A 25,936-nucleotide genomic window follows, 5' to 3' on the forward strand; every position below is an offset into this window, starting at 1 on the left:
TCCTCATATTACTCCGAAGAAAAAATGCCTGAAGAGCATCGACTTCGCGTTCCGCCGGTAATCTGACCCTTGCAGGACATCAACCGGACTTATCGTATGCCCGCCCGAAGCCTAGCTGCTTTCGACCGGGACGTACTTGCCCCGCGCTAAACTCCGAATGCTCGGACATGCATTTGGACTAGTATCATCATATGTATCCGGAACGAATTTATGACCCGTATTCGCGCATTTCCCAATGTAATTTCAAAAAAAGTTAAGTCTGCGCGCCGCAAGGCGTCTGACGCCCGGAAGCTTACTCATCCATCTTATGAGGTAGGATTCGTTGATAGAACTATTTTTAGTGGATGCTGAGATTAAAAGGTTATAAACAAAAAACGCCTAATGCCCCGGATAAAACCGAAGCTTAGACGCTTTTAAACTATAACTCTAACTTGGAGGCTGTGGGATCGGCTGATTATTAATCCATAGATACGGCAAAGACTTTACGGGAACGTAATATGAAGCTTCCTCCAGATCCAGTCGCAAGTCCTGATTCTTGTCGTGCTCTCCACCCTTCTTATCGACGGCAGCCATGATATCAAAAACATAATCTACGTAGACAGTTCCATCCTTATCCATGATAAAGTCAAGAACTTGACCGGAATAGACGCTAGTTAAGGTTATAGAGCTTGTACCCGCCTGCTTATGATCAATGGTATACAATCCGGGGTATAGCTCATCAAGCACAGGCAGGTTGCCGCCATGAGCTGATTTATAGCGGTTAACCTGTCGTTGCACGTCATTCACCTTTTGAACCGTAACAAGGTCCATCACCTTCACCACAGGATCAATTTCCTCATTCAAAATAAGAAAATAAGCACTTCCACCCTGCTCAAAAGCGGTAGCCGGTATATCATCCAAATATCCCTTATTATTCAACTTCCCCAGGTCAATACGAAACTTCTCATACCTTGGAGTAGTTTCATCCGCATTAAGAATGGGCAGTACCCCTTCCTCCTGTTGATAATCATCAACGGCTGCTTGTATCCGTTTAACACTTTCCCGATAATTAACACTAGCCCGCTTCTCTTCACCTGGGTATAGACAGCCCGAAAGCGTAAGCGCGAGCGATACCATCCCTAGCAAAAGCTTGGCCCCTGCCTTCAGTTTCATTTTATATCCTTTAAACTCCAACCGAGTCCCTCCCACGGTGACATTCTTACGCTACCACAGCTCATCTTCTTCCCCACGCCGCGCTGCTTCAAGCTTACGGCGCACCGCAGCCTTCAGTGGATCTTCCGGCACCTGAACGGTTACGTCGCTCCATACGGCAGCCTGACAGGCCAGACGCGTTCCTTCTTCTAAGGCCGATCCAAGCTTACGCCGCTCAATATCACCGGGAGGCCTTACTGCAGCAGCCTCTTCCTTCGCGACTGTAACCTTGCACATCAGACAGCCTGCTTTGCCTCCGCATCTAGTTGTTATTGGCACTCCTGCTTTACGAGCAGCCTCTAATAACGAAATGCCACGGTTCACAACAGCTTTACGACCTTCTGGTTGAAATACAACGGTAACTCCTTTTTGTGATTTCATGATGTTACTTCCTTCCTCAACACTATGTAACTGCTTACATAATTGAAACAACTCCGCCCAATAGGCCCACTAACATGATGACAAAAGCAAGTATAGACAGTACAGCCTTAAGCAATCCCTTGGTTTTGCTCCGAGCAAAAGTTATAAGAAATACTGATAATCCCATAATCAGCATCGCAATCAGGGATAACCACATTTTTGTCATCGGATCCATGGTCAAAGCCCCCATTCGCCTGTAATTTATTAGGGACTATTATATCATGACCTTATCCTTTTCTGTAAAAAAACATCATTTTTTATGTATTATTTTAAATAGATTACGCTTCGTGAAAATTATCAGGAATATAAAAAAAAAAGCAAAAGACGACGGAATCATTCATTGATCCGTTTTCTTTTGCTCACCCAACATAAAGCTATTTTTTAAGCATCATTTTCATTAAAGACTCCATTGTGCTGGAACCTGCGCCGCCTTTTTTAACGGCATTGATAATCTCCTGCACAGTAGCTTCACTGACCGGCACTTTCGCCATTGATGACACCTGCTTAATTAACTGGCGGAGCTGGGCTTCATTCTGCGTAGTTCCTGGCTTTACCGTACTGGCTAGCTTTTTGACGGCACTTTCCGTAATGTTCTTGCCCGCCTTTTTGTTAATGGCGTTCAATGCATCCTTGGAAAAATCTCTGCTCACTTTTCATCCCTCCTCCGTCAATCCCCATTACAACATATGAGAATTTGTGGAAAAAGGTGAACAGGATCAGGAATGCCACTGCTCCCAAGTTTCCTGGGAGATCGACTCAAGCTCAGGCTTACGATCACGCCCCATCAAGGCTTCAACCGCACTGCGTGGGCTTCTTCCTTGAAAGAGCACATGATAAATCTGATCCGTAATCGGCATCTGCACACCCAGCTTGAGCGAAATTGCATAAGCTGCTTCGGTAGTACGAATACCTTCGACTACCATCCCCATGGATTCCAGCACCTCGGCCAGCGGCTTGCCTTGACCAAGCATGGACCCAGCGCGCCAGTTACGGCTGTGCTGACTAGTAGCCGTCACAACAAGGTCGCCAATTCCGGCAAGGCCGGCAAAGGTCAAAGGATTGGCTCCAAGCTCAACTCCCACCCGAGATATCTCGGCGAGTCCACGGGTCAAAAGGGCTGCTTTAGCATTGTCCCCATATCCAAGGCCATCGGATAGACCTGCACCAAGGGCAATAATATTCTTAAGAGCTCCGGCAAGCTCTACCCCTACCTGATCACGATTCGTATATACACGGAAATCGTTGTTGATGAACAATTCCTGCGCTTCGGCGCTACGTTTGTCATCAGGTGAAGCAACTACAACGGTTGTAGGACACCGGCGTACAACTTCCTCTGCATGACTTGGACCGGAGAGGACGACGATCTGCCCTTCGTCACAGCCTAGTTCCTCTGCAATTACGATGGACATCCGCTTATTGCTTTCCGACTCAAAGCCCTTCGTAGCATGAACACATAACATGTCATCCTTCCAGAATGGCTTCAGACTGCGAGCAACCTGCCGCATTCCTGAAGACGGAGCTACAATTACAACCGCCTTAGAACCGGACACTGCCGTTTCCATATCCGTAGTTGCAATAATGTTAGCTGGCAGTGCGATGCCAGGCAGATACTTATTATTCGTATGAGAGCCATTGATCTCGGCAGCTTGATCAGAGTTGCGTGTCCACAGATAAACTTCCGAGTGGTTTGCAGCCAGCACACTAGCCAGCGCAGTTCCCCAGCTCCCCGCTACAAGTACGGTAACTTTATCAGACAACACGATTCCCTCCTTTAACTTTTGAGCCTATCTTGTTCTCACGGCCTTCTACAATCTTTACAATATTCGTCCGGTGCCGCCAGAAGGCGAAGACCGCAATAATAATACTGGTCCAGAGCACAGGTTGTGTAAATCCTGTCAACAATAAAGCCACTGGTGTCAGTGCTACAAAAATTAATGAGCCAAGGGACACGTAACGTGTGATAAAGATAGACAGGATGGCGATGATACCGGCGAGCAGCGCTGGCCATAAACAAAGCGTAGCCATAACACCGATCGTAGTAGCAATGCCTTTCCCCCCACGAAAACGAAAATAGAGCGGCCAATTATGTCCGATGATGGCCGCGATTCCACAAAGAGCCGGAACCCAGGTTCCCCAACCGCCGACCCAGGTTCCTAACCATACAGCGGCCACCCCTTTCAGCACATCCAGCAACAGCACTAGTATTGCAGGACCTTTACCCAATACACGCAGTGTATTGGTAGCCCCCGCATTTCCGCTTCCGTATTGACGGATATCAATTCCCTTTAGCAACTTTGCAAGCAGTACACTAAAGCTGACAGAACCAAGCAAATAGCTTACAACGATAACCAGAAGTTCAAGCGCCACACTTCTTCTCCCCTAACCTTCGTTTTCGGATTTGCGCCGTGTAAAGAGACGGATTGGTGTTCCTTCGAAATTAAATGCTGCGCGAATTTTATTCTCCAGATAACGTTCATAGGAGAAGTGCATCAGCGACGGATCATTCACGAACACCACAATCGTAGGCGGCTTAACCGCAACCTGCGTTACATAGTTAATACGCAAGCGACGGCCTTTGTCAGTTGGTGGAGGGTTAATCGCGATTGCATCAGATACAACGTCGTTCACCAAATGTGTAGTAATGCGCAGTGCGTGCTGTTGAGATACATGCTGTACAACAGGCAGCAGTTTTTGCAAACGCTGTTTGGTTAAAGCCGACAAAAAGACAACCGGTGCGTAACTCATAAACAAGAAATGGTCACGAATCTTAGTCTCGAAGTTCTGCATAGTCTTATCGTCTTTCACAATGGCATCCCATTTGTTGACAACAAAAATAGATGCTTTACCAGCTTCATGTGCATAACCAGCAATATGCTTGTCCTGATCGATGATGCCCTCTTCGCCGTTAATTACAACGAGGACCACATCAGCCCGTTCAATCGCACGCATAGCTCGCATAACACTGTATTTTTCAATGTTCTCGTATACCTTGCCTTTTTTACGCATACCTGCCGTATCGATAAGCACATAACGTTGCCCATCACGTTCAAAAGGAGTATCGATAGCATCTCTTGTAGTCCCTGCAATATCGCTGACGATAACACGTTCTTCGCCCAAAATCGCGTTAACCAGAGAGGATTTACCTACATTCGGACGGCCAATCAAAGCTACACGAATGACATCCTCATCGTATTCATCATCTATTTTCTCAGGTAGGCGTTCAACTACAGCATCTAGCAAATCGCCGAGTCCGGTTCCGTGACTACCAGAAATTCCGATTGGATCGCCAAAACCAAGGCTATAGAACTCATAAATATCATCCGCACGCTTCATATTATCCACTTTGTTGATGGCAAGAACGACCGGTTTACCTGAACGGAACAGAATCTGAGCTACCTCTTCATCTGAATTCGTCACACCACTCTTCGCCTCACACATAAATACAATAACATCCGCTTCTTCAATCGCCAGCTCCGCTTGAACACGGATTGATTTCAGAATTGTATCTTCTCCATCAATTTCAATACCTCCGGTATCAATCACACTGAACGACTTACCGTTCCAATCTGAAATACCATAAATCCGGTCACGTGTAATCCCCGGCTTATCTTCTACAATGGCTAATCTATCGCCAATCAGCCGATTAAATATCGTCGATTTTCCGACGTTAGGCCTCCCAACAATTGCCACAACGGGTCTTGCCATATTCATTCCTCCTGTCATCCTTACGTTACTCATCATAGCAAAAAACATTTAAATTGGCTAACAATCATGTTAACTCTCAATAATCCGACCAGTTCCGAAAAAAAGACAATCGGCGAACCCCCGTATCGAGGGCTCGCCGATTACTTTACCCGTATATTCAAAAGCTCGTTTAGGGATTAGTTATTACCCTTAAATTTGTCCAGCTTGTCACCAAAACGTTCAGCAAGCGTAAAGCTAAGGCCTTCGTTGCTAAGGGAAACGTTAGGGTTGTTCAGAACTTCTTTAGGAGCTCTGTCTCTGCTATTGTTGCGTTCAGGTCTAGCAGATGGAGCTGGAGCTTCTTCAGTTTCTTTGATGCTCAGGCTAACACGTTTCTCGGATGGATTGAAGTCCAGAACTTTCACTTGAACTTCTTGTCCTTCTTTCAATACTTCGTGTGGAGTAGCGATGTGTTTGTGGGAGATTTGTGAGATATGCACAAGACCTTCCACACCCGGAAGCAATTCTACGAATGCTCCGAAGTTCACAAGACGTTTTACAACGCCTGTTACAACATCACCGATGTTGATTTCGCCAGCAGCAGAGTCCCAAGGACCTGGAGCAGCAGCTTTGATGCTCAGGCTGATTTTTCCTTTTTCAGGATCAACCTTCAATACTTTAACACGTACTTTATCACCTTCAGATACTACATCAGAAGGTTTCTCTACGTGACTCCAAGCGATTTCAGATACGTGTACAAGACCGTCAACTCCGCCCACATCAACAAATGCGCCGAATTGAGTCAGACGTTGTACTGTACCTTCGATGATTTGGCCTTCAGATAGTTCAGCCATAATTTTCAGCTTGTTAGCTTCGAATTCTTCTTCAAGAACTTCTTTAGCAGACAAGATTACTTTGCTGTTCTCACGGTCAAGTTCTTTCACTTTAACGCGCAAGGTACGGCCTTTGTAATCGCTGAAATCTTCAACGAAGTGACGCTCTACCATGGAAGCTGGGATAAATCCGCGAGCTCCAACATCAGCTACGAGGCCGCCTTTAACAACGTCAGCCACAGTAACTTCGAAAGCTTCTTGGGAAGCGAAGTATTTCTCAAGATCTTCCCATGATTTTTCACTATCAACAGCACGTTTGGAAAGAACAAGGCTTTCCTTGTTGTCGTTGATGCTGACAACTTTACATTCTACTTCCTGTCCAACTTCTACTGCTGCAGCAGCGTTGTCCAGTTGTACTGCGGACAATTCGCGAATTGGAATCACACCGTCGTATTTATATCCAATGCTTACATAAGCTTGGTTATCTTCGATTTTGACGATTGTTCCTTTCACGGTATCGCCTTTTTTCAGAGAAATGATTTCCAAGTCAGCTTGGTTAGTCACTTCTTCTTCGTTAACGGCAGCAACTTCTTCTACAGCTCCGTTATTTTCTGTCACAGCGGAATCCACCGCTTCTACGGATTCATTCTTTTCCGCAGCTTCCTGATTTTTAATTTCTTCAGACATGTGATTAGCCTCCTCGATTCAAAACCCCATTTATTTAAACCTGCGTATAGCAGAGTTCAAAACAAGCAATGCATAATATTTCACTTACACTTGATGATAGTATGTTCCAAAAAATAGCGGCTATGCCGTTATTTAATCAAAACATTGGGCAAAATTTGTTGTTCTGCTCATCCCTTAACTAGCACTTGGTTTACCTGTCTCTTTCATCTCACGGATGCGATCCATAATGACATCGGTAACAGCCTCGAGAGATTCGCTCCCCGCACCGGCAAATTGACTAAGGTCTACAGGAGCACCGTAGACAACGACCATGCGTCGAAAGGGTTTATACTGGCCGATAATAGCCGCTGGAATAACTGCTGCGCCACTTCGAAGTGCAAAGCTAGCAGCACCCTTCTTGGCCACTCCGGCATCAGAGTTACGCGTACCCTCCGGGAAGATACCCATGACATTACCATTACGAAGTGTGTTAAGGGCCGTTTTTATGGATTCTTTGCTTACGCCGCCACGTTTCACCGGAAAAGCACCCAATTTATTAATGAGCCAGCCAAGCACCGGAACCTCAAACAGTTCAGCCTTAGCCATATACTTTACCTGACGGTCCAGCTTAATTCCAATAGTCATTGGATCAAGCAGACTAATGTGGTTAGCGCAGAGCAGTACCCCGCCCTCCTTTGGCACATTTTCTTTCCCCACAATCTTAAGTGGGAAAAGGATTGCGTAAATCAAGCGAAGCAATCCAACACAAATTGCATAAATCATAAATGATTTCTCTCCCCGTCAACATGAGATCTACAGTGGGATACAATGGCCTCCACAACTTGATCGATATTCATTAAGGTCGTATCCAGAAGAATAGCATCTTCTGCACGGCGCAGCGGTGAAATCTCCCGTCCTTCATCCAGACGGTCCCGCTTTGCAATATCGTGTTCAAGCTGCTGAAGCGTCACCGATTCCGCGTCTCTCAGTTCCTTATAACGACGGAGAGCTCGTTCTTCCACACTTGCCGTCATAAAAATCTTTACCTCGGCATCCGGCAGCACGGTTGTACCGATATCGCGGCCATCCATTACCACGCCTTTGCGAAGCGCCATCTGACGCTGCAATTGACTCAGTCTGGATCTTACATCCTCGATTTTCGCATACTGCGACACAAGGCCGCTAACCTGAAGGCTCCGAATATGTGGGGTCACGTCTTCCCCATTAATCAGCACCTTCTGAATGTCTCGTTCCGGAATAAGTTCAATCACCATGTCGCGAACCTTCTCGTTCACTCGATGCTGATCTTCCGGTTCAATGCCTTCTTGGATCATATACCAGGTGATTGCCCGGTACATTGCACCAGTATCGACATAGATATAAGACAACTTCTGGGCTACCAATCGGGCTACAGTGCTCTTGCCTGCCCCGGCAGGTCCGTCGATGGCGACGTTTATTCTGTCATAAGTATGTGTACCCTGCCTATCCAACGGGGCATTCCTCCTCAAACACTCTTTCATAAAAAAAGCATCTAGCGTTACGAAAACTATTCCTGCAATATCAAGGAGCACACATAAATTGTTATGCTTGATGATATTATCAAGAAAAAAGCAGGCATTGCCTGCGACTTATAAAATTATACCACAGTTTATACTTCAGTGCAAAATCAGACAGCTTAATAGAGCTGTAAAAAACGCTTATCTGTTGCGGAAATCAAACTGACGTTCGAAGCAATAACGGATAATTTTCTGGCGTTCCAAATCTGAAATAGCGACAAATTTCAACATCGCTAAAAGGCGTCCATTCTCTAGCTTTTTAATGCGCACTACTTCACCTTCAAAATTGACATGCTCCGTGCTTCCGTTTCGATAAGGTACCAGTACCCAGCAGGACAATTTATTACCAACCTCCAGCTTAACCTGGTTATCCACCAAAAAGGAGATTCCTCCACCACCAATATCATCTGTACGAACCAGGAACCGTTTGCCAAGGCTATCCTTCACAGCAAGCTCTAGATCTGCATTCACTCGGAAAAAGCTTCTTCTCTGGATCTTAAAAATCGAATCTGTCTCCGGCTTTTGAATCCGGACCATACGAATTACATCTTCTTTAAAGCCCAGTACATAAGTATTAAAGTAATTTTTGATGCCACCCTCAGTTAAAAAATAAACCGAAAGCTCGTCCCCCATAAAGAGCCTTTTTAGACGACCATTGCTCTCCTGCATAGGAATTTCAATCAGGAATGCGTCTTCTTCCGTCTCTGCAATTCTTGATCTATATTCAACTTCTGCTTCAGCAGCGTCACTGGAAGCAACCTGTATGTATAGATATTCGTTAATTTTAGGATACAAAGATGTCACCGCCACATCAGTTTAGTAATTATCACTACCCCTGATTATAGCATGGGAATATCAGCCAGTCAGATATATTTTATAGATATTGCAAAAAAAAGGGACGCACCCAACTGCTGGATGCGCCCTCCCTTTATTTTGCCTCAGACCCCGAAGAAGGTCTGATTTCTTCCACAGACTCTTCAATGCCATCCTCGGCGTTAATGTAAATACGATACTTTGAGCCATTGACCCCTCCACCGAACTCGTAAGTCAAGACCTCGACGGAATCATCATTTTTAATCCAGGACAAGCGATTGTATTGTTCCTTGAAATCAGAATTCAGAAATTTTCTCGCCTCTGCAAGGGTAAGCTTTGGTTTTGGAAGCTTCCGGTTGTCCTTGTGCTCATTGACGTATTCGCTGGCCTCAAAACCGATGGTATCACCTGTATCCAGCCCCATACGAATGGTCATCTTTTCAGGATAAATCAATACATCATTCTGTTTGGTTACAAAGGTCAAATTCCCGATATTATCGTAACGATCAGCGCTGACTGCAGTCATATGGGGATATCCTTTTTTCTCAAGAAACTGCTCTGCTTTGGTAACGGCTTCTTTAATAGAAACTTTGGCAGGGCCAACCTCACGGTTGTCATAATAAGAGATCAGCAACCCGCCATTTTTGGTGAAATCCATACTAATGGTGTGCTTCTTATTCGAAGCGCTAACAGTTGCTGTATAGGATGGCCATTCAGTGTTCTTCCCATTTTCTTTAACATCCACTTTAGCATTGGAGCCCGCATCCGCGAACTTCAACGCCTTACGTTTGATGTCTTCGGCAGTCACGGGGGTACCTCCGAGCATTTTGACGGAACGTTTATCGTAGATGCTTGCTACTGAAGGTCCCCAGTCTAGCTCAGGGTATGCCCCTACACGTTTATCCACTGTTTTGAAGCCGTCAATAATCGTGTTGTCCTCCGCTTTATTTTCTGTCGCCAACGCCGTTTCAACATCCATCCAGCGCAGCCGATTGCCAATGACTTTATTTTGTACCTCTTGCAAATCCTTAGAGATTTCTCCTGAGTTCTTGTACAATGCTTTTAGATTGCTCAGCTCTCCATCTGTCAGAGGTTTTTTAGTGAAGTCACGAATCCCGGCTTTATAAGAAAAGTTGGAGATTTTGGACAGAAACTCCTCTGTTTTGCTAAATGGCAGCAAGGTCAACGGCAGCTGGTTAATCTCATTTTGGGCCTCACTAGTCATCCGCCACACATTCACAAGTCCTTTGCGGTGCATCCCATTAGAAGCAGAGTTAACCGCAAGCGTATTTCCAAGCTCACCATGAAGACGGTCCACATGATAGGACAAATCATGAAAGGCGCGTTGATATTGGTTCTCCGCCTTAATTAGTATTGAATTCTTCTCCTGATTCTCCTGATAACCCCACACAAGCGCACCAATCAGCAGCAGCGCGGTCAGCGGGAACATTACAGCACTTAATCTTTTGTACATAGGGCTACAAGACTCCTTTCGATAGCTTATTGGCGTTAGTTTGACAATAAACTAGGAGTCTTATGCACTGAAGTTGCTACACAATGTGACTATAACGTCCGTTCATGCTCTCTCTTCAATCTCAAAGCCACTGCTATTACTGCAAAGGCATTGTTTAAAGCCGGTTTGAATGACACCATGCTCTTTAATCCCTCTTAATATGTAGGTCTCACCACACTGTTTGCAAACGATACGTACTTTTATACGCAAAAAAAGACACCTCTCTCCTCTCTGGAATTCCTTACTAGGAACTGCCCTTCGAATATAAGTGTGTCCATCTCGATTATAGGTTAACCTCTTCTTCACGTTTCAGAAAGCGGAAAGGAGAACGGCTGTTGGCCCTAGCAACCTTTCCCATACCTCCATACCATAGGATAGCCATCAGAGGCACAATAAACCATATCCAATAGTTGGCTGTCGTACTCAAAATAAAGTCATATATCCCATGCCACATCCATGGCAACAGGAGAGAAAACACCAGAATTCTGCGGGTATGAACTCCTTTTGAGAACTTCGCCCTTCCCATATGGTAGCCCATGATCACACCAAACATAGCGTGTCCAGAAACCGGAAGAAGTGCTCTTAGAAACATTGATCCGATAGAAGCGTTGCTATACCAAGCGTACATTACATTTTCTATTGTTGCGAAGCCGAGCGAAATCGCCACAGCGTATAGTATCCCATCATATGGCTCGTCAAATTCGGTATGATTGTAAATCATATGGTACAGCACAAACCACTTTAGACATTCTTCCACGCCAGCGGATATGAGAAACGACTCCACGTAGGGACCACCATTTAGTCCCAGCATCAGCCCTCTCTGAATGATCATTACTGGAAACACAATCAGAAGGCCGAGCAAGAATACTTTAATGACTACATGAAGCGGTTCTTGATCATACTTGTCTTTCAGATAAAAAAAGGTCAACAGAGCAAGTCCCGGCGCTACTGCCGACGTAATGACCGATAACACGAGCACCGAATAACCTCCCTACACCCCTAAACCCTATTACTGCCGTTACACAGCAAGGTAGATGATAACTTTGATACAAGAATGACCGACATATCACCAACAACAAGACTAGGGCTGATCGGCCTAAACAATGGTCATCAGCCCCTAGTCTTGCCTAATTACTCCTGACGCTTAAAATGAGTGCACAATAACTGGACCGCATTCTCCGGCATCACTGTTTTCCCGTATTCATCGAGAACAGCTTCTGTGACCGGTGAGGAATCTCCAAACTCAGCAAGTACGCCAACAAGACCTGACAACGCCGTTTCTTCAAATTCCTTTGGATCGAAATACAGATACCATTTATTGTTATAAGAATACAGTTTCCCCTGGGAAGTAATATTACCGATGAGCACATGAGCCGCTTCAACCAGAACCTCGAAATCGCGGAATGCATATACAATGGAGTCGCTTTGTTCAAGAGTAACTTCCATTTCATAAATCTCTTCTGGCAATTCTTCTTCCCCGGACGCACCGTACTGATGGTGATCATATTTTCCTCGGGTCACTATAACGACCATGCCTTGCGCGGGCAATGCGAAAACTTCTACGGCAAGCGGACCCGTGGCATCAAAACCTAGTTCACTATATGCTTGATCCATCATCTCCGTAAACAGGTCATGAACCTTAGGAACTTCCTGCCACATGTCTTCCTTCTGGATGCCCCGCTCGCTCAGGTCGTCAAAAGTGAGGAAAATCCGTATCTTATCTTGACTTAATCGCTCTATTCTCATGACAGGATCCTCCTTTTGCAAGCTCATTTATTATAATGTATGATGAGTCCCGAGTAATGAGCCAAAAATGGTTACTATGTAAGTATGTTATCATTTTGCCGAGATAAATGCACGTAAATAAATATATAAAATCCTCTCTATTGAATAAACCATTTTCAAGGCCCTGAATAATAAAAAAGAATCATTCTGCGGAATATTTCATCCCCAAAATGATTCTGATGGAGTCCTTTACGGTTACAATCCCGGTATGGTTGTATGCGTTTCTTTAAGAATCTGCTCTACTTCGCTCTTTACTTCAGGATTGCTGCGAATGAATTCCTTTAACAATTTAAGATTGGATTCCTTCGACTTCACTGGTGATTCAGTCTTATCATCAGAGGTTGCGCTGCTTGAACCGTTACTTTGAGCATTACTGCTTGAAACAGCAGTGTTACCAAAACCAGTCGTGGCCATACCGATTATTTTTTCTTTTGCTTTATCTGCAGCCCCACTCATGGAACCACCCGATTGCCCTAGCGAAGACATTAAAGAATTCCGCTTTTTGGACATAATCATACTGGCTGCGGCGCCCATCAGCACCCCGCATAAAAATGACGAAGTATTCATATTTCCAGCCTCCTTGTATGGTAAAATCATGTTTAGTGTTCGCGGAAAGATTCCGGCTCATACAACCTAATAACAAGAAAGCGAGTTGAAAAAAGTGGGTAAAATGACATCAGTGCTCCTATTGGCTACCTTGCTGCTTACAGCCTGTGGCAACAGCGGTGCAAATGGAAATACAGCCAAGGAAACAAACACCACAAACAATCCGCCCACGGCGGCAGCTACACAAAGCGCAGAAACTACGGCGCCAGCACCTGAAGCAACAGCCAGTCCTACCCCTGAAGCAACAGCAGATGGAGGTACTACAGGAAATAGTACAGCCAGTAAGGGTGAAGCATCCGCTGAAATTCCACTGCTGTACCATATGAACAAAAATTACGACATCGTCCCTAATGAGGAAGCTACAAATAAAAAAGTGGTTCTGCTCACTTTTGACGACGGTCCTAAAGATGCGGCAATGATTAACCCTTTGATGGATGTTCTGGACAAACATCAAGCTAAAGCCATCTTTTTCGTAAATGGTTATCGTGTTAAGGAGCATCCTGAGCTTCTGGAGTTAATACATAACCGCGGTGGAATTATCGGCAACCACAGCTGGGATCATATTGTATTGAAAGACAAGTCCTATACTGAGGTTAAAAAGCAAATCGAAGACGTTCAAGATATTGTCAAAGAAACATTGGGAGAAGCTCCTCACTTTTTCCGTCCGCCACATGGTGCCGGCGGGGATGTTGGCAAGAAGGTCGCGGCTGAGAATGGAATGTTATACATGACCTGGTCTGTAGGCTCACTTGACTGGGAAATGAAAGAAAAGGAAACGGGTAAGACAGAAAAATTGATCAGTAATGTTACCGATCAGCTGCATTCCGGCAGTAATATCCTGATGCATGAGCTACCATGGACCGTTGAGGGACTGGATACCTTGCTCACTACACTTGAGGGTAAAGGCTACAGCTTTGTTGATCCGCGCAGCATTGAGCTAAAAATGCGTTGATCTTCTCATCTTTACATGTCCGATAGTTGCTTCGTCAGCGCAATTGTTTTCGAATCAAACAAAAATAGAAGGGGGTTCCAAAAGCCATTTGCATGGCTTTGGAACCCCCTTTTTACGCTACCAGTTTTTCTTACTGGAAAGAGTAAGCCCTATTGGGTTGATTTACGCAGTGTCAGCACATGCATTTCAGCAGGACTGCCCCAGCGAAGTGGCAGATGTGCTGTTCCAAACCCTCTGCTGATCAGCAGCAGGGCATTTTTTGCGGAACCGTCCCCTCTTGGCCAACTAAACTTTCCAGCGTCATATTTATGATAGAAATGCTCTACATGTCTTTGACCCACAAATGGAAGGATCACCTGCCCCCCATGCGTATGACCTGCGAGAATCAGGTCCGCTGGCACACTCTGGCGCTTGGATAACCAAAGCGGATCATGTACAAGAATAATACGACAGGTACCTTCAGCAGAAGGGGTTGTGGTTAATGGCGGAAAAGGACCGTATGGAGTTTTGCCCCCATTTTTCGGAAAATCAATTCCGGTTAACCAAAGTTTAGCTCCCTCACGTTCAAAAGCCACATTTTCATCCATTAACAGTTTTGCACCACTGTCCTGAATAATCTCATCTACCCTTGAAATATTAGCCCGGTAATCATGATTTCCATGCACTACATAGGTAGATGCAATAGAAGTAACTAGAGTCATATTATCGACAAGACGATTTAAAGGGCTATCTTTTTCCGTTAGATCTCCTCCCAGAAAGACAACATCTACCCCACCCTTTAATGGTGTCAGAAGCGCGGAAGGAAGGCGGCGGCGATGGATATCTGTTATAAACAAAATACGAAATCCATCGAACTCTTCAGGTAACGAATCTAGCATTATTTCCTCGGTAATAATTCTGTTTCTAAAAGCATTAATCACCATGATTATGACAACGGCCGCAGCTATCAATAGAATGACCAGAGCCATTCCCCATACCCATGTGCTCACCATAATGTACTCAGCGGAGGCGCTCCTTCAATTCCCCACCAAAGCAGCCCGATTAGCAAAATAACAAAGATAAAAATCAAAGAATTCACAAACATCTTGCTTAGACGAACTTTTTCTGAAGAATAAGTATCTGAACGAGAAGGAACAGATTCTTCGTCCTTCTCTTTACTTCCGGTGGAAGAGCGCTTTGCAGAACCTGCTGGGCGGCGAGCTTTTCTTGATAAAGTTGCTGTAGAAACCCGAGCGGTAGCATTTTTCTTTATAGGAGTAGACTTCTTTTCAGGAGTAGCCTTTTTTACAGCCTCCGAAGTCCGCTTCTCTTTTTTACTTTTGCCAGGATGTTTGCTTTCACTTTTGTGTTGTTTTTGTCGAGACTTTACCCGGCTTAATTCCTCACTCATGATTCCCTCCTATAGCGGATCACCAGACCTGAGATCAGGTCGATGAAGAAGTGACATAGTATAGGGGCCCAGAGGCTGCCCGATTGAATGTAAATATATCCAAGACCATAACTGCTTAAGAATACCCAGCCGGTAGGTACAAAGTGACGTAAATAACGGACATGAATAAGAGCAAATACTATACTCGTCCAATAAGGGCCAATGGAATATTGGATGGCTCCGCGGAATAAGAGCTCCTCACATACCGATACAATTGCTGCTATGACGATAATATGCCACACAGGGCGATTTCGAAATAAAAGGTCGTTTATTCCACCATCATCCATGCTTTCCTCAGGGACAATATGTGTCAATAAATAGTCAACAATTAGCATTGCAGCAGCAAGACCAAGGCCCCATGCCACAAAATGTACTTTTTCTGGAATAATTAATAGCTGAAAAGGATTTCTTTTCTGAAATAATATCCATATCAAACCGATAATTAATGTGAGCCCCTGAGTGATATAGAGATTGAGCAGCAGAAGACGGTCTGTCAACTGGCCTGGTTCTACCTTTTTAACCTTAATCTCGCCAAATTTGAATTTTTTCATCGTGACCTGCCTGTTCTTTATTTTTTTCGGGCCGCTCCGAGAGAGAAACCGTCCATAGTGTTGCTATCAATACATAATACATAGGATAATCCCCCCAGAAAAAGGAGCATTTATTATGAGCAAACGTAAGTCCCGCAATCAAATGTTATACACGCTAGTTTTTTTGTTTTTCTTAGTTTGCGCCTTCGCCGCATTTTTTACTGGCGTCAAGGTTGGCGCAGACAAAACTGAAGCCAAATATGACAATCAATCAAGCATGAATGGATTAGTAGAATTCACGGGCTCGTATCAACAGCAGGATCTTGTTACTTTCTATCATAACGTATTTTTGCCCTATCGGGAATTCAAGCGGAATTGGAACATTCAAGTAGATAAGTTAGCGCGCAGCACAGATGCTCGTATGAATGCGGCAGTAATGAAGAATCTAAGTATTCTAGCAGACCAGCAATATGAAAGAGTTAATCAAGATTCAATTTTCACTAACTCTCCTCTATTACATCAGTCACAGGTCAATGTACTCAAAAGCTTAACTTTATTTTCTAAGGCCTCCGGCAAAGTCTCTACTAGTGCCTCTGGTGCAGAGACAGCCAAGTTATTGAAAAATGATGAATTTACAACCGGCGCCGTGAAGTACGGTCTGTTAGCACAAAAGAACTTCTATGATTCTATGCTAAAATGGGGCTCTAAGACAAACCAGAAAATACCTTCTGCACCTGGCGAACTAAAAACGATGTCTTTCATCCAGTGGAAAAAAATGCCCCTGCTTTTGAAGAATGCTTCTATCGCTGACATGATGCTGAATCGCGGAATTTTTGCAGGTTATGATCCTCAGGACATCACTGCTAAAATAGACGATATGATTTACTCAGGCACTGCAAGCTCATTAAATCTTTCGGATATCCAGTCCTCAGTAACCTTGTTGATTTCTACAGGTGCTGTGCAGGAACAGGATTTTGTAAAATGGCGGGAACAGTATTATAACAGGGAGACACTTCCACAGCTTCCGTTCTTTTTTGAATAGAACCAGTTATTGAATCATAACGAAAAATGAAGTTCACTTCAAGAAACGCTGCTTGCAAAGCCTATTGACACAACTTGCATACCGTGTTACATTATGAAAAAATTAATCATTCAAAACCGATGATGGAACAAAGATCCTGGAAGTCTTCAGAGAGCCGGTGGTTGGTGCAAACCGGTGACGAACAGCTATCTTTAGCGCTCCTGAGATATTGTATCGAACCTTAAAGTAGGTACAATCGGATCAACTCCGTTAACAGTGTGGCCTATGCAGGCCAATGAGGCTGCTTCTTCCAAGTTGCAGTGAATTAGGGTGGTACCACGAAGATAACTCTCGTCCCTTACTACGGCAGTAGTATGGGGTTGGGAGTTTTTTTAATTCCCTAATCCCCCATAAATACTACCTTATGCCCAAAGTTACCGATTTCGCGGTACTCTTGCACGCTGTTTCTTTTGTGCGACACCGCGTTGATCTACTATTATTACATGTTTTTCTCTACTAGTTCGTGAACCTTCTGGTATTGTGGACTGCCCATCAGGGCGTCCTCGACATATAAAGCTTTTCAACTTTAAGGGGGATAAGAAACCATGTTTAAAGTATTAGTATCGGATCCAATCAGTGATTTGGGCATTCAGCAATTGATGGACGCAACAGATGTAGTTGTAGACAAAAAAACAGGTCTCAGTGAAGATGAGCTCGTTGCAATCATCGGTGAATATGATGGTCTACTCGTCCGCAGTCAAACTACAGTAACTGAAAAAATTATCGAAGCTGGAAAAAACTTAAAGGTCATTGGTCGTGCAGGTGTGGGTGTAGATAATATCAAGCTGGAAGCTGCTACTCAACGTGGGGTTGTTGTTATCAACGCTCCTGATGGAAATACCATTACAACTTGTGAGCATGCTTTTGCAATGATGATGGCTTTGGCCCGTCACATTCCACAAGCTTATGCAAAAACAATTGGTGGAACCTGGGATAGAAAAACCTTCGTGGGTGTAGAACTTCGCGGCAAAACTTTAGGTGTACTGGGAATGGGCAGAATCGGTAGCGAAGTGGCAAAACGTGCCAAAGCTTTCGGCATGGAAATCCTTGCTTTTGATCCTTTCTTAACTGCTGAGCGTGCGGAGAAACTGGAAGTAAAATTAGCTTCCGTTGACGATGTAGTCCGCGGAGCAGACTTCATTACTGTGCACACTCCACTTACTCCGGAAACACGCCATATGATTTCCCGCCCGCAATTTGAAGTGATGAAAAAGGGAATGCGCATCATCAACTGTGCCCGTGGTGGTGTAATTGATGAAATGGCGTTAGTAGAAGCTATTGATAGCGGTATTGTTGCTGGCGCTGCATTTGACGTATTCGAAAAAGAACCGCCACAAGCAGATCACCCATTCTTGTCGCATCCAAAAATTATCGTGACTCCTCACTTGGGCGCTTCTACAATTGAAGCTCAGGAGAATGTAGCGATCGATGTATCGGAACAAGTACTGCATATTCTGCGTAATGAACCGTTCATCAATGCTGTAAATATTCCTCCAGTTGCTCCAAGCGTAATGAACAAACTCCAGCCTTACTTCACACTTGGTGAGAAGCTGGGCAGCTTTGTTACCCAGATTACAGATAGTGCTATTCGTGAAATCCATGTTGAGTATGCGGGTGATCTGTCAGATGTCGATACCCAACCACTTACCCGCTATATTGTGAAAGGCGTGCTCTCCCGCCACTTCGCTGAGGATGTTAACATCGTTAACTCCATGCACTTGGCAAAAACACGCGACGTTAATGTAGTAATAACTAAAGCTTCCAAAACTAAAGGCTTCACTAATCTGATTACCGTGACCCTTAAAACAGATCACGACCAAGAACGTCTCGTAGCCGGAACATTGCTGCAAGGTTATGGAGAAAGAATTGTTCAAGTGAACAAGTTCCCGGTTGATATCGCTCCTGAAGGACATCAAATTGTAGTATCCCATAACGACAAACCAGGGATTATCGGACTTGTGGGCACATTGCTGGGCGAAAATGATGTTAATATCGCTTCCATGCAAGTGGGACGTAAAATCGTTGGTGGCGAAGCAATCATGCTGCTGACCGTTGATAAAGCTGTACCTACTCATGTGCTTGTGAAGCTTGCTGGTCTACCAGAAATCAACACTGCCGAAGAAATCATTCTTCTGTAAGCAATACGATAGAAATCAAACAACAGAGCAGCGATTCTCCCCCTATAGGAGTTTCGCTGCTTTTGTTGTTGATCGTCGACCTATTTCGGCTTCATTTACAATATCGAATCGAGTACCCTCGTGGAGGCTTACGTACGCCCTTGAGGTTACGGACCCAGATGACCTTATATGCAATAATTTCGCCTTTGAAGCAGGGTTTCGGACTCTAGTGCCACTATTCCTCAAGAAGAGAGCTAAATCAGGTGCTTTGCCTATCAATAGCGTCTCTGGGGACCGATAGCGTTCTAAACATACGAAAATGCTGCATTATAGATCAGCTGTGTCCTATACTGCTTCATACGCACATATGGGATCAAACAGATCAAGTTTGCTGTTTAGACTAAGAATGCGGGAACAGTCCGACCATCGATGTCTGTAAATCCATACTTTTCAGCCAGCTTAGCAACCTGCTGCGGTTGTCCGGTTATAGACATAACCTTAGGATCGGCTGCTAGAGCAGCGGCTGCTCTACCGATATAGGTTGTGGATTCAGTCATCTGCAATTCTTCAACCTCATGCCAATGCTCCTCATCCGTGTTCATGCTCTCCAACACCGCCTCTGTCCTCATCCAGCCCGGAGTAAGCGGAATAACTGCAATGTTGTCCTCTTTAAGCTCATTCGATAACCCGTAGGCCATACGCACAAGTGTATGTTTAGAAAGATCATAATAGAAATTTCCTAGATATTTGTAACGATCCCAAAAGGTTGTATGGATGATTAGACCGCCAGCTTTTGCCTCACGCATTAATGGTATTGCATAATAATTTGTTATCAACTGTGCCCTCACACCCGCATTAAACATATTGTCCCAATGCGCTGTAGGAAGCTCCCAGAAAGACTTCTGCTCAATAGGTAAATCGTTGCCGCCCCATACATTATTGACTAAAATATCAAGCTTTCCTTGCTCTGAAGCAATCTGGCGAATGACCGCCTCTGTCTCCTGATCTTTGGTATGATCACATCGTATGGCGCTGCCGGACCCTCCCTCCGCTTTTATTTCCCTAAGTACGTTATCAATGCTCCGCTTGCTATGCTCTGTCCCAAAAGCCTCTGTCGTTCTGCCCGTAATATAAACGAATGCACCTTTCCTTGCCAGCTCCAATGCAATTCCTCTACCAGCACCTCTGCTGCCTCCGGTGACCAATGCTACTTTTCCTTTTAAAGTCATGTTCTCAATCCTTTCTACACTTGTTTTTCTCTAATGTTCTGTATTTAATCCTTACCTTATATAGTATAATTCTTTAATATGACATCAACTGACATATATAATGTAATAATTAATTAAGAACTAGCCAACATTTATTAGGAGGAGGAGTGTCCCTTAATGAGAGCCGATCGTTTGTTATCCATCTTACTTTTGCTGCAAAATCGTGGAAAGATGACGTCCCGTGAGCTAGCCCAGACCTTAGAAGTGTCTGAACGAACTGTGTTTAGAGATATGGAAGCCTTATGTACAGCAGGAATACCTATTCTTGCCGAACGGGGACGTGAAGGGGGTTGGATGCTCACAGAAGGATACCGAACCTCCTTAACGGGTATGAAGCCCTCAGAGATTGCAACTCTGCTGCTGTCCGCAGACTCCTCAATCTTAAAAGATCTGGGTATACAAAACGACTTCTCTTCCGCCGTGCTTAAGCTGGAGGCTGCTTCCCCATCAAGGCCGAATAATCCAGCCAGTTACCTGAGCCAGCGCATTCATATAGATGGTGCCAGCTGGCACCCTTCCGACGAGACATATCCGTTCCTATCTGTCCTGCAGGAAGCTGTTTGGGAAGACCGTAAAGTGAAGATCACTTACCCACGGAATGACGAGATGAAGGAGCGTTTCATTGAACCTCTCGGGTTAGTCGCAAAACGTGGAGTTTGGTATGTAGTGGCACGAACCGAGGGTGAAATGCGGACTTTTCGCGTGTCGAGATTAATACAAGCTGACGCAACTTATGAATCATTTGTCAGACCTGAGGCTTTTGATTTAAAAAGCTACTGGGAACAATCGACTTTAGCTTTTAAAGCAGCACTGCCAAAATATGTAGTGAACTTAAAGGTGAATGAGTCTATTCTTAAAGAATTACAACGTGAAAGATATGTAACTATAACTTTAGTAGAACCCTCTGCTAATACTGGGTGGATGAACGTGGAGGCCGAGTTTAATGCTATAGAATCTGCCTGTCGTATCGTACTCTCTTTCTCTCCTTCAGTTATTGTTTTAGCTCCTATCGAACTAGTAGGGATGGTAAAGTCTGCTATTAAAACAATTTCCACAATATATGAGGAATTTTGACATGAATTCTAAATATCTACTACTTAAAGAAGATTTATGACACTTCTCTATAGACCAATGACCTATAAATCCCCTATAATAACACCATTACATAAAATTTAATAAGGGGGACATTTTACCAATGAGCTGGATGCACAAACTTCCGTTAAAACAAAGAATTGTTGCCGGATGTTACCTCGTTGCCGCACTGTTTGCTATTCCTGTCTTAGTTACGTTAATGATTCTAGGTCAATTTCTCGTAGGAATTATACTAGTAGTTGTTCTTGCAGGTCTGACTTTACCTGTTGCTCGCTTCGTGGAGAGAACGCTTACATCATCTTTTGATGATATTGCTAATGTATCTCACAGTATTTCGAAGGGTGATTTCACTAGCAGAGCGGACGAAAATGGTTCAATGGGTGACGTAAGCCGCTCCTTTAACACAATGATTGATAAGCTCAAGAAGATTTTGACCGATGCATCGCAGATCACCCGTCAAGTTATGGATGCAAGCCGCGGAATCGAAGATAAGAACCAGAACCTGAAAATTGTCATGGCACAAGTAGCCTCTTCTTCTACTGAGCTCGCTCTTGGTGCAAATGAAATATCTACGGATATCGCTGATATGACAGAATCCATTAAAGACATTGAAACTAAAGTATCCAATTATACGAACTCCACCAAAGAAATGAACAGACGTTCAATACATACCTTAGAACTTGTTGAGCAAGGGCGCCAATCCGTAGATACACAGGCTGAAGGCATGCGTAAAAACATAGAGGCTACACAAAAAGTGGCTGATACTATTGAAGCTCTCTCACAAAATGCCCGCGGGATTACGATGATCACCAAGACCATCACAGAGATCGCTGAGCAGACCAACCTGCTGTCACTGAATGCCTCCATCGAAGCTGCTCGTGCCGGAGAGCATGGTCGGGGTTTTGCCGTTGTAGCTCAAGAGGTTCGCAAGCTTGCTGAGGAATCTACGGCATCCACAAAAGAAGTATTCGGCTTGGTCCGCAGCATTGAGTCAGATATTAAACAAGCCATCGATAATATCGCCATCAATGAAGAGGTTGTGCAGGTTCAGAATGAAATGATCACTCAATCTGCCCATATTTTCGCACAAATTGTACAAAGCGTGCAGTACATTACCGAGCAAATCTCTTCATTCTCTGCGGAGAGCGATCTTATGCTAGAAAGTGCCTTGAAAATTTCCAGTGCAATTGAGAATATCTCAGCAATCACCGAAGAAACTGCTGCTGGCACGGAAGAGGTATCGGCGGCTATGAATGAACAGATTAATGCCCTGCAGTCTGTTGCAGAAGAAACGGAAAAAATGACCCAGGCCGTATTTAATCTGCAAAAAACCATTCATATCTTTAAATTCTAGTTCAAAACTATCAACTGCCACCTAAGCTGAGTCTTAGGTGGCAGTTTTTTTCGCGAGGTAAAACTTCATCTCTTGGACAAGACTTTCGTCAAATTTCGAGTTTTTTTAGCGGATTATGTTGACAAAAATTAATGAGGAATATATTGTAAAGGAAAATTATTCTTATCAACTATAAATTAATATTGGCAAAATCCTCGAAAGAGGATGACGCAAAACCATGGATCTACAGCCTCATTTTTTCTTTTGAGGCCATGATTGCCAGGTTGCAGAGGAACCAGGACGGCTGAACTATTGTTCAGTCTTAGCGGTGCCTTATGCCACCAACCTGTGCTTACTATAGAGCACAGGTTTTTACTTTTTGAGTATATTGATCTATCGTATCTATTCGGTAGATTAATAACTAATATATATCAAAAAACTTGTGAGGTGTTTCTTTTGAAGACAGTCGCAGATTACATGGCGGAAGCACTACGTAACCTTGGAGTCACCCATTCTTTTGGGATCATTGGCAAATCCATTTGTCCAATTGTTCTAAAGATGGTGGATTACGGTATTGAATTTATTCCCGGCAGACATGAAGCAAGCTCCGGATTCGAAGCAGCAGGGTATGCGCTGAAAACGGGTAACCTAGGCGTAGCATTTGGTACTTCGGGTCCTGGGGGAACTAACCTGCTTACAGCAGCAGCACATGCGAAAGCTAACAACCTACCTGTCCTATTTATTACCGGCCACCAATCCATTACAGAGCTTGGAATTCCTCAATGTCAGGACTCCACCTCTTTTCTGGCTGATTTAGCTGATATGTTCAGACCTGCCACCTTGTTCAGTAAATTGGTTGAACGTGGGGATCACTTTGGTACTATTTTTAATCATGCGATTTCTGTGGCCCTGACCAAACGGGGTCCTGTTCATCTTTGTATTCCTTTTGATGTACAAACTGAAGTATTGGAAGAATGCAATATAGTAATCCCAGAAAGAGAGTCTCTAATTAGTCAAGCTAATATCGATAGAGTCATCGAAGCTATTCAAGCTGCTAAGAATCCTTTGATTATTGCGGGTAAAGGAATTAACCGCTCCGGAGCACATAAAGAGCTTGCTCAACTCGCAGAAACTTTTAATATTCCTGTAGTAACATCTCCTGGTGGAAAAGGGGCTATAGTCTGGGATCACCCACTCTATCATGGTCCTATTGGCGTTGGCGGTTCGACCCACGGGGACGATTTATTGAATAAAAGCGATTTATTTATAGTGCTTGGATCACGTTTAAGTGATATGACCATCTGTAATCTTAAACGGGAGAATCATCCAGCAACTTTAATTCAATTTGATATTGATCCAACCTTTGTCGGAAAAATACTATTGTCCAAAACGATACCGGTCACTGGGGACCTGCGCGATAATTTGGTGCACTGCCTAAATCATATTGACCCAAGCACAATCACCAAACGTGAGGCTTTGGCCGATGCGGATTATTCAGAAGAGCTTCCAACCCTCAAGAATCTTTCCCTTGCTTCCGTAATGAGCACTTTAAGTGATTTGATCCCTTATAATAATTCAATTTTCGTTGATGATGGAAGTCATGGATTCCACGCTGCAAAATGGTACAAGGTTAAGAAACCGGGCAGCTTTGTTTTTGATGCGTATTTTGCTTGCATGGGTAATTCGATCGGCATGGCTATTGGTGCAAAAGTTGCAGCTCCTGAAGAAACTGTCCTCTGCATTACAGGTGATGGTTGTTTCATGATGCTCGGCGCTGAGATTAACACCGCTGTCTGCAAAGATATCCCTGTTATCTTTATCGTGGTCAATAATAAGCAACTAGATATGGCTCTTAAGGGTATGGAGAAAACCACAGGTCGTATCGATGGAACTCTATATGAAGTACCAATGGACGCCGTGAAATTCGCTGAATCTCTAGGTGCTAAAGGCTACAAATGTGAGACTGCGGATGAATTCACAGCTGCAATTAAAGATGCGGTAGCTCTAAACCATGTTGCCGTTATTGAACTACTAACAGACCGTGATGAAGTCCCTCCGACTGCACACCGTACTTTGAACCTAAACTAGGAGGCTAACCATGAAGGAAAATATCAACAGTGGTCTCAACCACTTCACGAATCTATCAGGAGACTATGGCGCAAAAGCACTAGCTCCAATTAAAGACCACTTCCCTGACTTGGCTGAATTTATTATGGGGAATGCCTATGGCGATATTTTTCAACGTAATACTATAGCCCCTGACTGGAAGGAAATCGCAGTCATTTCATCTTTAATTTCAATGGGTCAATTCGAACAGTTGGGCGTTCATTATGTCATGGCCCTTCGTGTTGGAGTCACCGTAGAACAGCTTAAAGGTATTCTATTACACTTAGTACCCGTTATAGGGGCACCTAGAATCATCACAGCTTTTAATATCCTGCTTGCAACCATAGAAGAAATCCAATAACCCAACAGTTCGACAACAATATACAAAATTCGACTTTATTATTGCATACACTTGAAAAATATGCCTATAATAGAGTCGGAATATCCCATTACTTGCTGTATAGTGTCGAATTTTGACTTTTATAAAACAGCTAAATGGATATACATGGCTGGATATTGCAGTCGAACTGTTTTGGACAAATTCAATCTATGGGAGAGATTTAGGCATGGGAAGTTTCGTTTTGAAGACAGACACTACAAACAAGGTTATTAACATTGAGTTGGATGGAACATTTTCTGAAGAAGATGGTCTAAAATCTATTCAAGCTTATCAACAAACTATCAATCCAATTACTCCAGCTGACTATGAACTAAAAATCGACTGCAGAAAGCTAAATGTAACTGCACCAGATGTTGTACCTCTTTTAGAAAGCTGCTTTGTAATGTTTAAGAATGATGGATTTGTAAAAGTAAATCTAACGCTTGAAAATAACCCGATCCTCAAAATGCAGCTTTCCCGTCTTGGCCGTAAAGCTGGACTCGATAACATCGAGATCATTTCTGCGGTTACAGTCTAGATCTTTTAATCTTAATATGTAGGCCACATTTTACTGCTTTCCTG

Annotated in this window: 27 protein-coding genes, 1 riboswitch and 1 other annotated feature; of the genes, 8 read left to right on the forward strand and 19 right to left on the reverse strand. The window is 43.9% G+C overall.

Annotated features, from left to right (window positions below):
• Positions 1-426 precede the first annotated feature (426 nt).
• From NST94_RS20270 to NST94_RS20340, 15 genes are all read right to left on the reverse strand, one after another.
• Entirely contained in the window at positions 427-1,173 is a 747-nt protein-coding gene (locus tag NST94_RS20270; RefSeq protein ID WP_280753029.1) for a hypothetical protein, read from the reverse strand.
• A gap of 30 nt (positions 1,174-1,203) precedes the next feature.
• Positions 1,204-1,572 carry a 2Fe-2S iron-sulfur cluster-binding protein gene (locus NST94_RS20275; protein WP_036676220.1) on the reverse strand — a complete coding sequence of 123 codons (369 nt, stop codon included), beginning with the start codon at positions 1,570-1,572 and terminating at the stop codon, positions 1,204-1,206.
• 34 nt (positions 1,573-1,606) lie between these two features.
• Positions 1,607-1,786: a DUF2768 family protein gene (locus NST94_RS20280; RefSeq protein WP_036676218.1), complete on the reverse strand. Its 180-nt coding sequence runs from the start codon at positions 1,784-1,786 to the stop codon at positions 1,607-1,609.
• 199 nt (positions 1,787-1,985) lie between these two features.
• On the reverse strand, positions 1,986-2,261 hold the full coding sequence (locus NST94_RS20285) for a stage VI sporulation protein F (protein WP_038572437.1): 276 nt from the start codon (positions 2,259-2,261) through the stop codon (positions 1,986-1,988).
• A 66-nt stretch (positions 2,262-2,327) separates the two neighbouring features.
• A complete protein-coding gene (locus NST94_RS20290) occupies positions 2,328-3,368 on the reverse strand; it encodes an NAD(P)H-dependent glycerol-3-phosphate dehydrogenase (RefSeq protein ID WP_076127494.1) in 1,041 nt (346 codons plus the stop codon).
• Positions 3,361-3,978, reverse strand: coding sequence for a glycerol-3-phosphate 1-O-acyltransferase PlsY (plsY, locus tag NST94_RS20295; RefSeq protein WP_036676213.1), 618 nt, complete (start codon positions 3,976-3,978; stop codon positions 3,361-3,363). The genes NST94_RS20290 and plsY overlap by 8 nt, the downstream gene beginning before the upstream one ends.
• Positions 3,979-3,990: 12 nt before the next feature.
• Entirely contained in the window at positions 3,991-5,316 is a 1,326-nt protein-coding gene (der, locus tag NST94_RS20300; RefSeq protein ID WP_036676212.1) for a ribosome biogenesis GTPase Der, read from the reverse strand.
• Positions 5,317-5,492: 176 nt separating this feature from the next.
• The gene (rpsA, locus tag NST94_RS20305; RefSeq protein WP_280753028.1) at positions 5,493-6,815 is read right to left on the reverse strand and encodes a 30S ribosomal protein S1; all 1,323 of its coding nucleotides are present in this window, start codon (positions 6,813-6,815) and stop codon (positions 5,493-5,495) included.
• A 174-nt stretch (positions 6,816-6,989) separates the two neighbouring features.
• Complete coding sequence (locus NST94_RS20310) at positions 6,990-7,577, reverse strand: lysophospholipid acyltransferase family protein (RefSeq protein ID WP_036676211.1); 588 nt, start codon at positions 7,575-7,577, stop codon at positions 6,990-6,992.
• Complete coding sequence (gene cmk / locus NST94_RS20315) at positions 7,574-8,284, reverse strand: (d)CMP kinase (RefSeq protein ID WP_254848699.1); 711 nt, start codon at positions 8,282-8,284, stop codon at positions 7,574-7,576. The genes NST94_RS20310 and cmk overlap by 4 nt, the downstream gene beginning before the upstream one ends.
• Positions 8,285-8,491: 207 nt before the next feature.
• Entirely contained in the window at positions 8,492-9,145 is a 654-nt protein-coding gene (locus tag NST94_RS20320; protein WP_036676209.1) for a flagellar brake domain-containing protein, read from the reverse strand.
• A 133-nt stretch (positions 9,146-9,278) separates the two neighbouring features.
• Positions 9,279-10,637 carry a germination protein YpeB gene (gene ypeB / locus NST94_RS20325; RefSeq protein WP_076127490.1) on the reverse strand — a complete coding sequence of 453 codons (1,359 nt, stop codon included), beginning with the start codon at positions 10,635-10,637 and terminating at the stop codon, positions 9,279-9,281.
• A gap of 322 nt (positions 10,638-10,959) precedes the next feature.
• Complete coding sequence (gene prsW, locus NST94_RS20330; RefSeq protein ID WP_076134692.1) at positions 10,960-11,655, reverse strand: glutamic-type intramembrane protease PrsW; 696 nt, start codon at positions 11,653-11,655, stop codon at positions 10,960-10,962.
• A 152-nt stretch (positions 11,656-11,807) separates the two neighbouring features.
• Positions 11,808-12,422 carry a genetic competence negative regulator gene (locus tag NST94_RS20335; RefSeq protein WP_036676203.1) on the reverse strand — a complete coding sequence of 205 codons (615 nt, stop codon included), beginning with the start codon at positions 12,420-12,422 and terminating at the stop codon, positions 11,808-11,810.
• Between the two features lie 234 nt (positions 12,423-12,656).
• Positions 12,657-13,028 (reverse strand): hypothetical protein, encoded by a 372-nt coding sequence (locus NST94_RS20340; RefSeq protein WP_280753027.1) that lies wholly within the window; start codon positions 13,026-13,028, stop codon positions 12,657-12,659.
• A 94-nt stretch (positions 13,029-13,122) separates the two neighbouring features.
• On the opposite strand from NST94_RS20340, the gene NST94_RS20345 reads away from it, so the two are divergent.
• Positions 13,123-14,019, forward strand: a complete 897-nt coding sequence (locus tag NST94_RS20345) for a polysaccharide deacetylase family protein (protein ID WP_076184237.1) — start codon at positions 13,123-13,125, stop codon at positions 14,017-14,019.
• A gap of 149 nt (positions 14,020-14,168) precedes the next feature.
• Here NST94_RS20345 and NST94_RS20350 read toward each other — a convergent pair whose 3' ends face one another.
• From NST94_RS20350 to NST94_RS20360, 3 genes are read right to left on the reverse strand one after another with little or no spacing between them, the layout of a single operon-like run.
• Positions 14,169-15,011, reverse strand: coding sequence for a metallophosphoesterase (locus NST94_RS20350; protein WP_280753025.1), 843 nt, complete (start codon positions 15,009-15,011; stop codon positions 14,169-14,171).
• Positions 15,005-15,409 (reverse strand): hypothetical protein, encoded by a 405-nt coding sequence (locus tag NST94_RS20355; protein ID WP_038572439.1) that lies wholly within the window; start codon positions 15,407-15,409, stop codon positions 15,005-15,007. The genes NST94_RS20350 and NST94_RS20355 overlap by 7 nt, the downstream gene beginning before the upstream one ends.
• Positions 15,406-15,999, reverse strand: a complete 594-nt coding sequence (locus NST94_RS20360; protein ID WP_036676197.1) for a CPBP family intramembrane glutamic endopeptidase — start codon at positions 15,997-15,999, stop codon at positions 15,406-15,408. The genes NST94_RS20355 and NST94_RS20360 overlap by 4 nt, the downstream gene beginning before the upstream one ends.
• Positions 16,000-16,114: 115 nt before the next feature.
• Between NST94_RS20360 and NST94_RS20365 the strand changes: the two genes are divergently transcribed.
• Both NST94_RS20365 and serA read left to right on the forward strand, forming a co-directional pair.
• Positions 16,115-17,020 (forward strand): hypothetical protein, encoded by a 906-nt coding sequence (locus NST94_RS20365; protein ID WP_076127483.1) that lies wholly within the window; start codon positions 16,115-16,117, stop codon positions 17,018-17,020.
• A gap of 110 nt (positions 17,021-17,130) precedes the next feature.
• Positions 17,131-17,361: a binding site (T-box leader), on the forward strand.
• A 243-nt stretch (positions 17,362-17,604) separates the two neighbouring features.
• Positions 17,605-19,197 carry a phosphoglycerate dehydrogenase gene (gene serA, locus NST94_RS20370; RefSeq protein WP_036676193.1) on the forward strand — a complete coding sequence of 531 codons (1,593 nt, stop codon included), beginning with the start codon at positions 17,605-17,607 and terminating at the stop codon, positions 19,195-19,197.
• A 374-nt stretch (positions 19,198-19,571) separates the two neighbouring features.
• Here serA and NST94_RS20375 read toward each other — a convergent pair whose 3' ends face one another.
• Positions 19,572-20,405, reverse strand: a complete 834-nt coding sequence (locus NST94_RS20375; RefSeq protein ID WP_076302765.1) for an SDR family NAD(P)-dependent oxidoreductase — start codon at positions 20,403-20,405, stop codon at positions 19,572-19,574.
• Positions 20,406-20,561: 156 nt separating this feature from the next.
• Between NST94_RS20375 and NST94_RS20380 the strand changes: the two genes are divergently transcribed.
• The 5 genes from NST94_RS20380 (at position 20,562) to NST94_RS20400 (ending at position 25,892) form a co-directional block, all read left to right on the forward strand.
• Positions 20,562-21,518 carry a YafY family protein gene (locus NST94_RS20380; protein ID WP_076127480.1) on the forward strand — a complete coding sequence of 319 codons (957 nt, stop codon included), beginning with the start codon at positions 20,562-20,564 and terminating at the stop codon, positions 21,516-21,518.
• A gap of 121 nt (positions 21,519-21,639) precedes the next feature.
• The gene (locus tag NST94_RS20385; protein WP_036676188.1) at positions 21,640-22,890 is read left to right on the forward strand and encodes a HAMP domain-containing methyl-accepting chemotaxis protein; all 1,251 of its coding nucleotides are present in this window, start codon (positions 21,640-21,642) and stop codon (positions 22,888-22,890) included.
• 174 nt (positions 22,891-23,064) lie between these two features.
• Positions 23,065-23,161, forward strand: a riboswitch (cyclic di-GMP riboswitch).
• Between the two features lie 155 nt (positions 23,162-23,316).
• A complete protein-coding gene (locus NST94_RS20390) occupies positions 23,317-24,957 on the forward strand; it encodes a thiamine pyrophosphate-binding protein (RefSeq protein WP_143765018.1) in 1,641 nt (546 codons plus the stop codon).
• Between the two features lie 10 nt (positions 24,958-24,967).
• Positions 24,968-25,336: a carboxymuconolactone decarboxylase family protein gene (locus NST94_RS20395; protein ID WP_036676184.1), complete on the forward strand. Its 369-nt coding sequence runs from the start codon at positions 24,968-24,970 to the stop codon at positions 25,334-25,336.
• 205 nt (positions 25,337-25,541) lie between these two features.
• Entirely contained in the window at positions 25,542-25,892 is a 351-nt protein-coding gene (locus NST94_RS20400) for a hypothetical protein (RefSeq protein WP_076127478.1), read from the forward strand.
• Positions 25,893-25,936: the final 44 nt, after the last annotated feature.

The sequence above is a fragment of the Paenibacillus sp. FSL H8-0282 genome, from assembly GCF_037963825.1.
Taxonomy (GTDB): domain Bacteria; phylum Bacillota; class Bacilli; order Paenibacillales; family Paenibacillaceae; genus Paenibacillus_AQ; species Paenibacillus_AQ odorifer.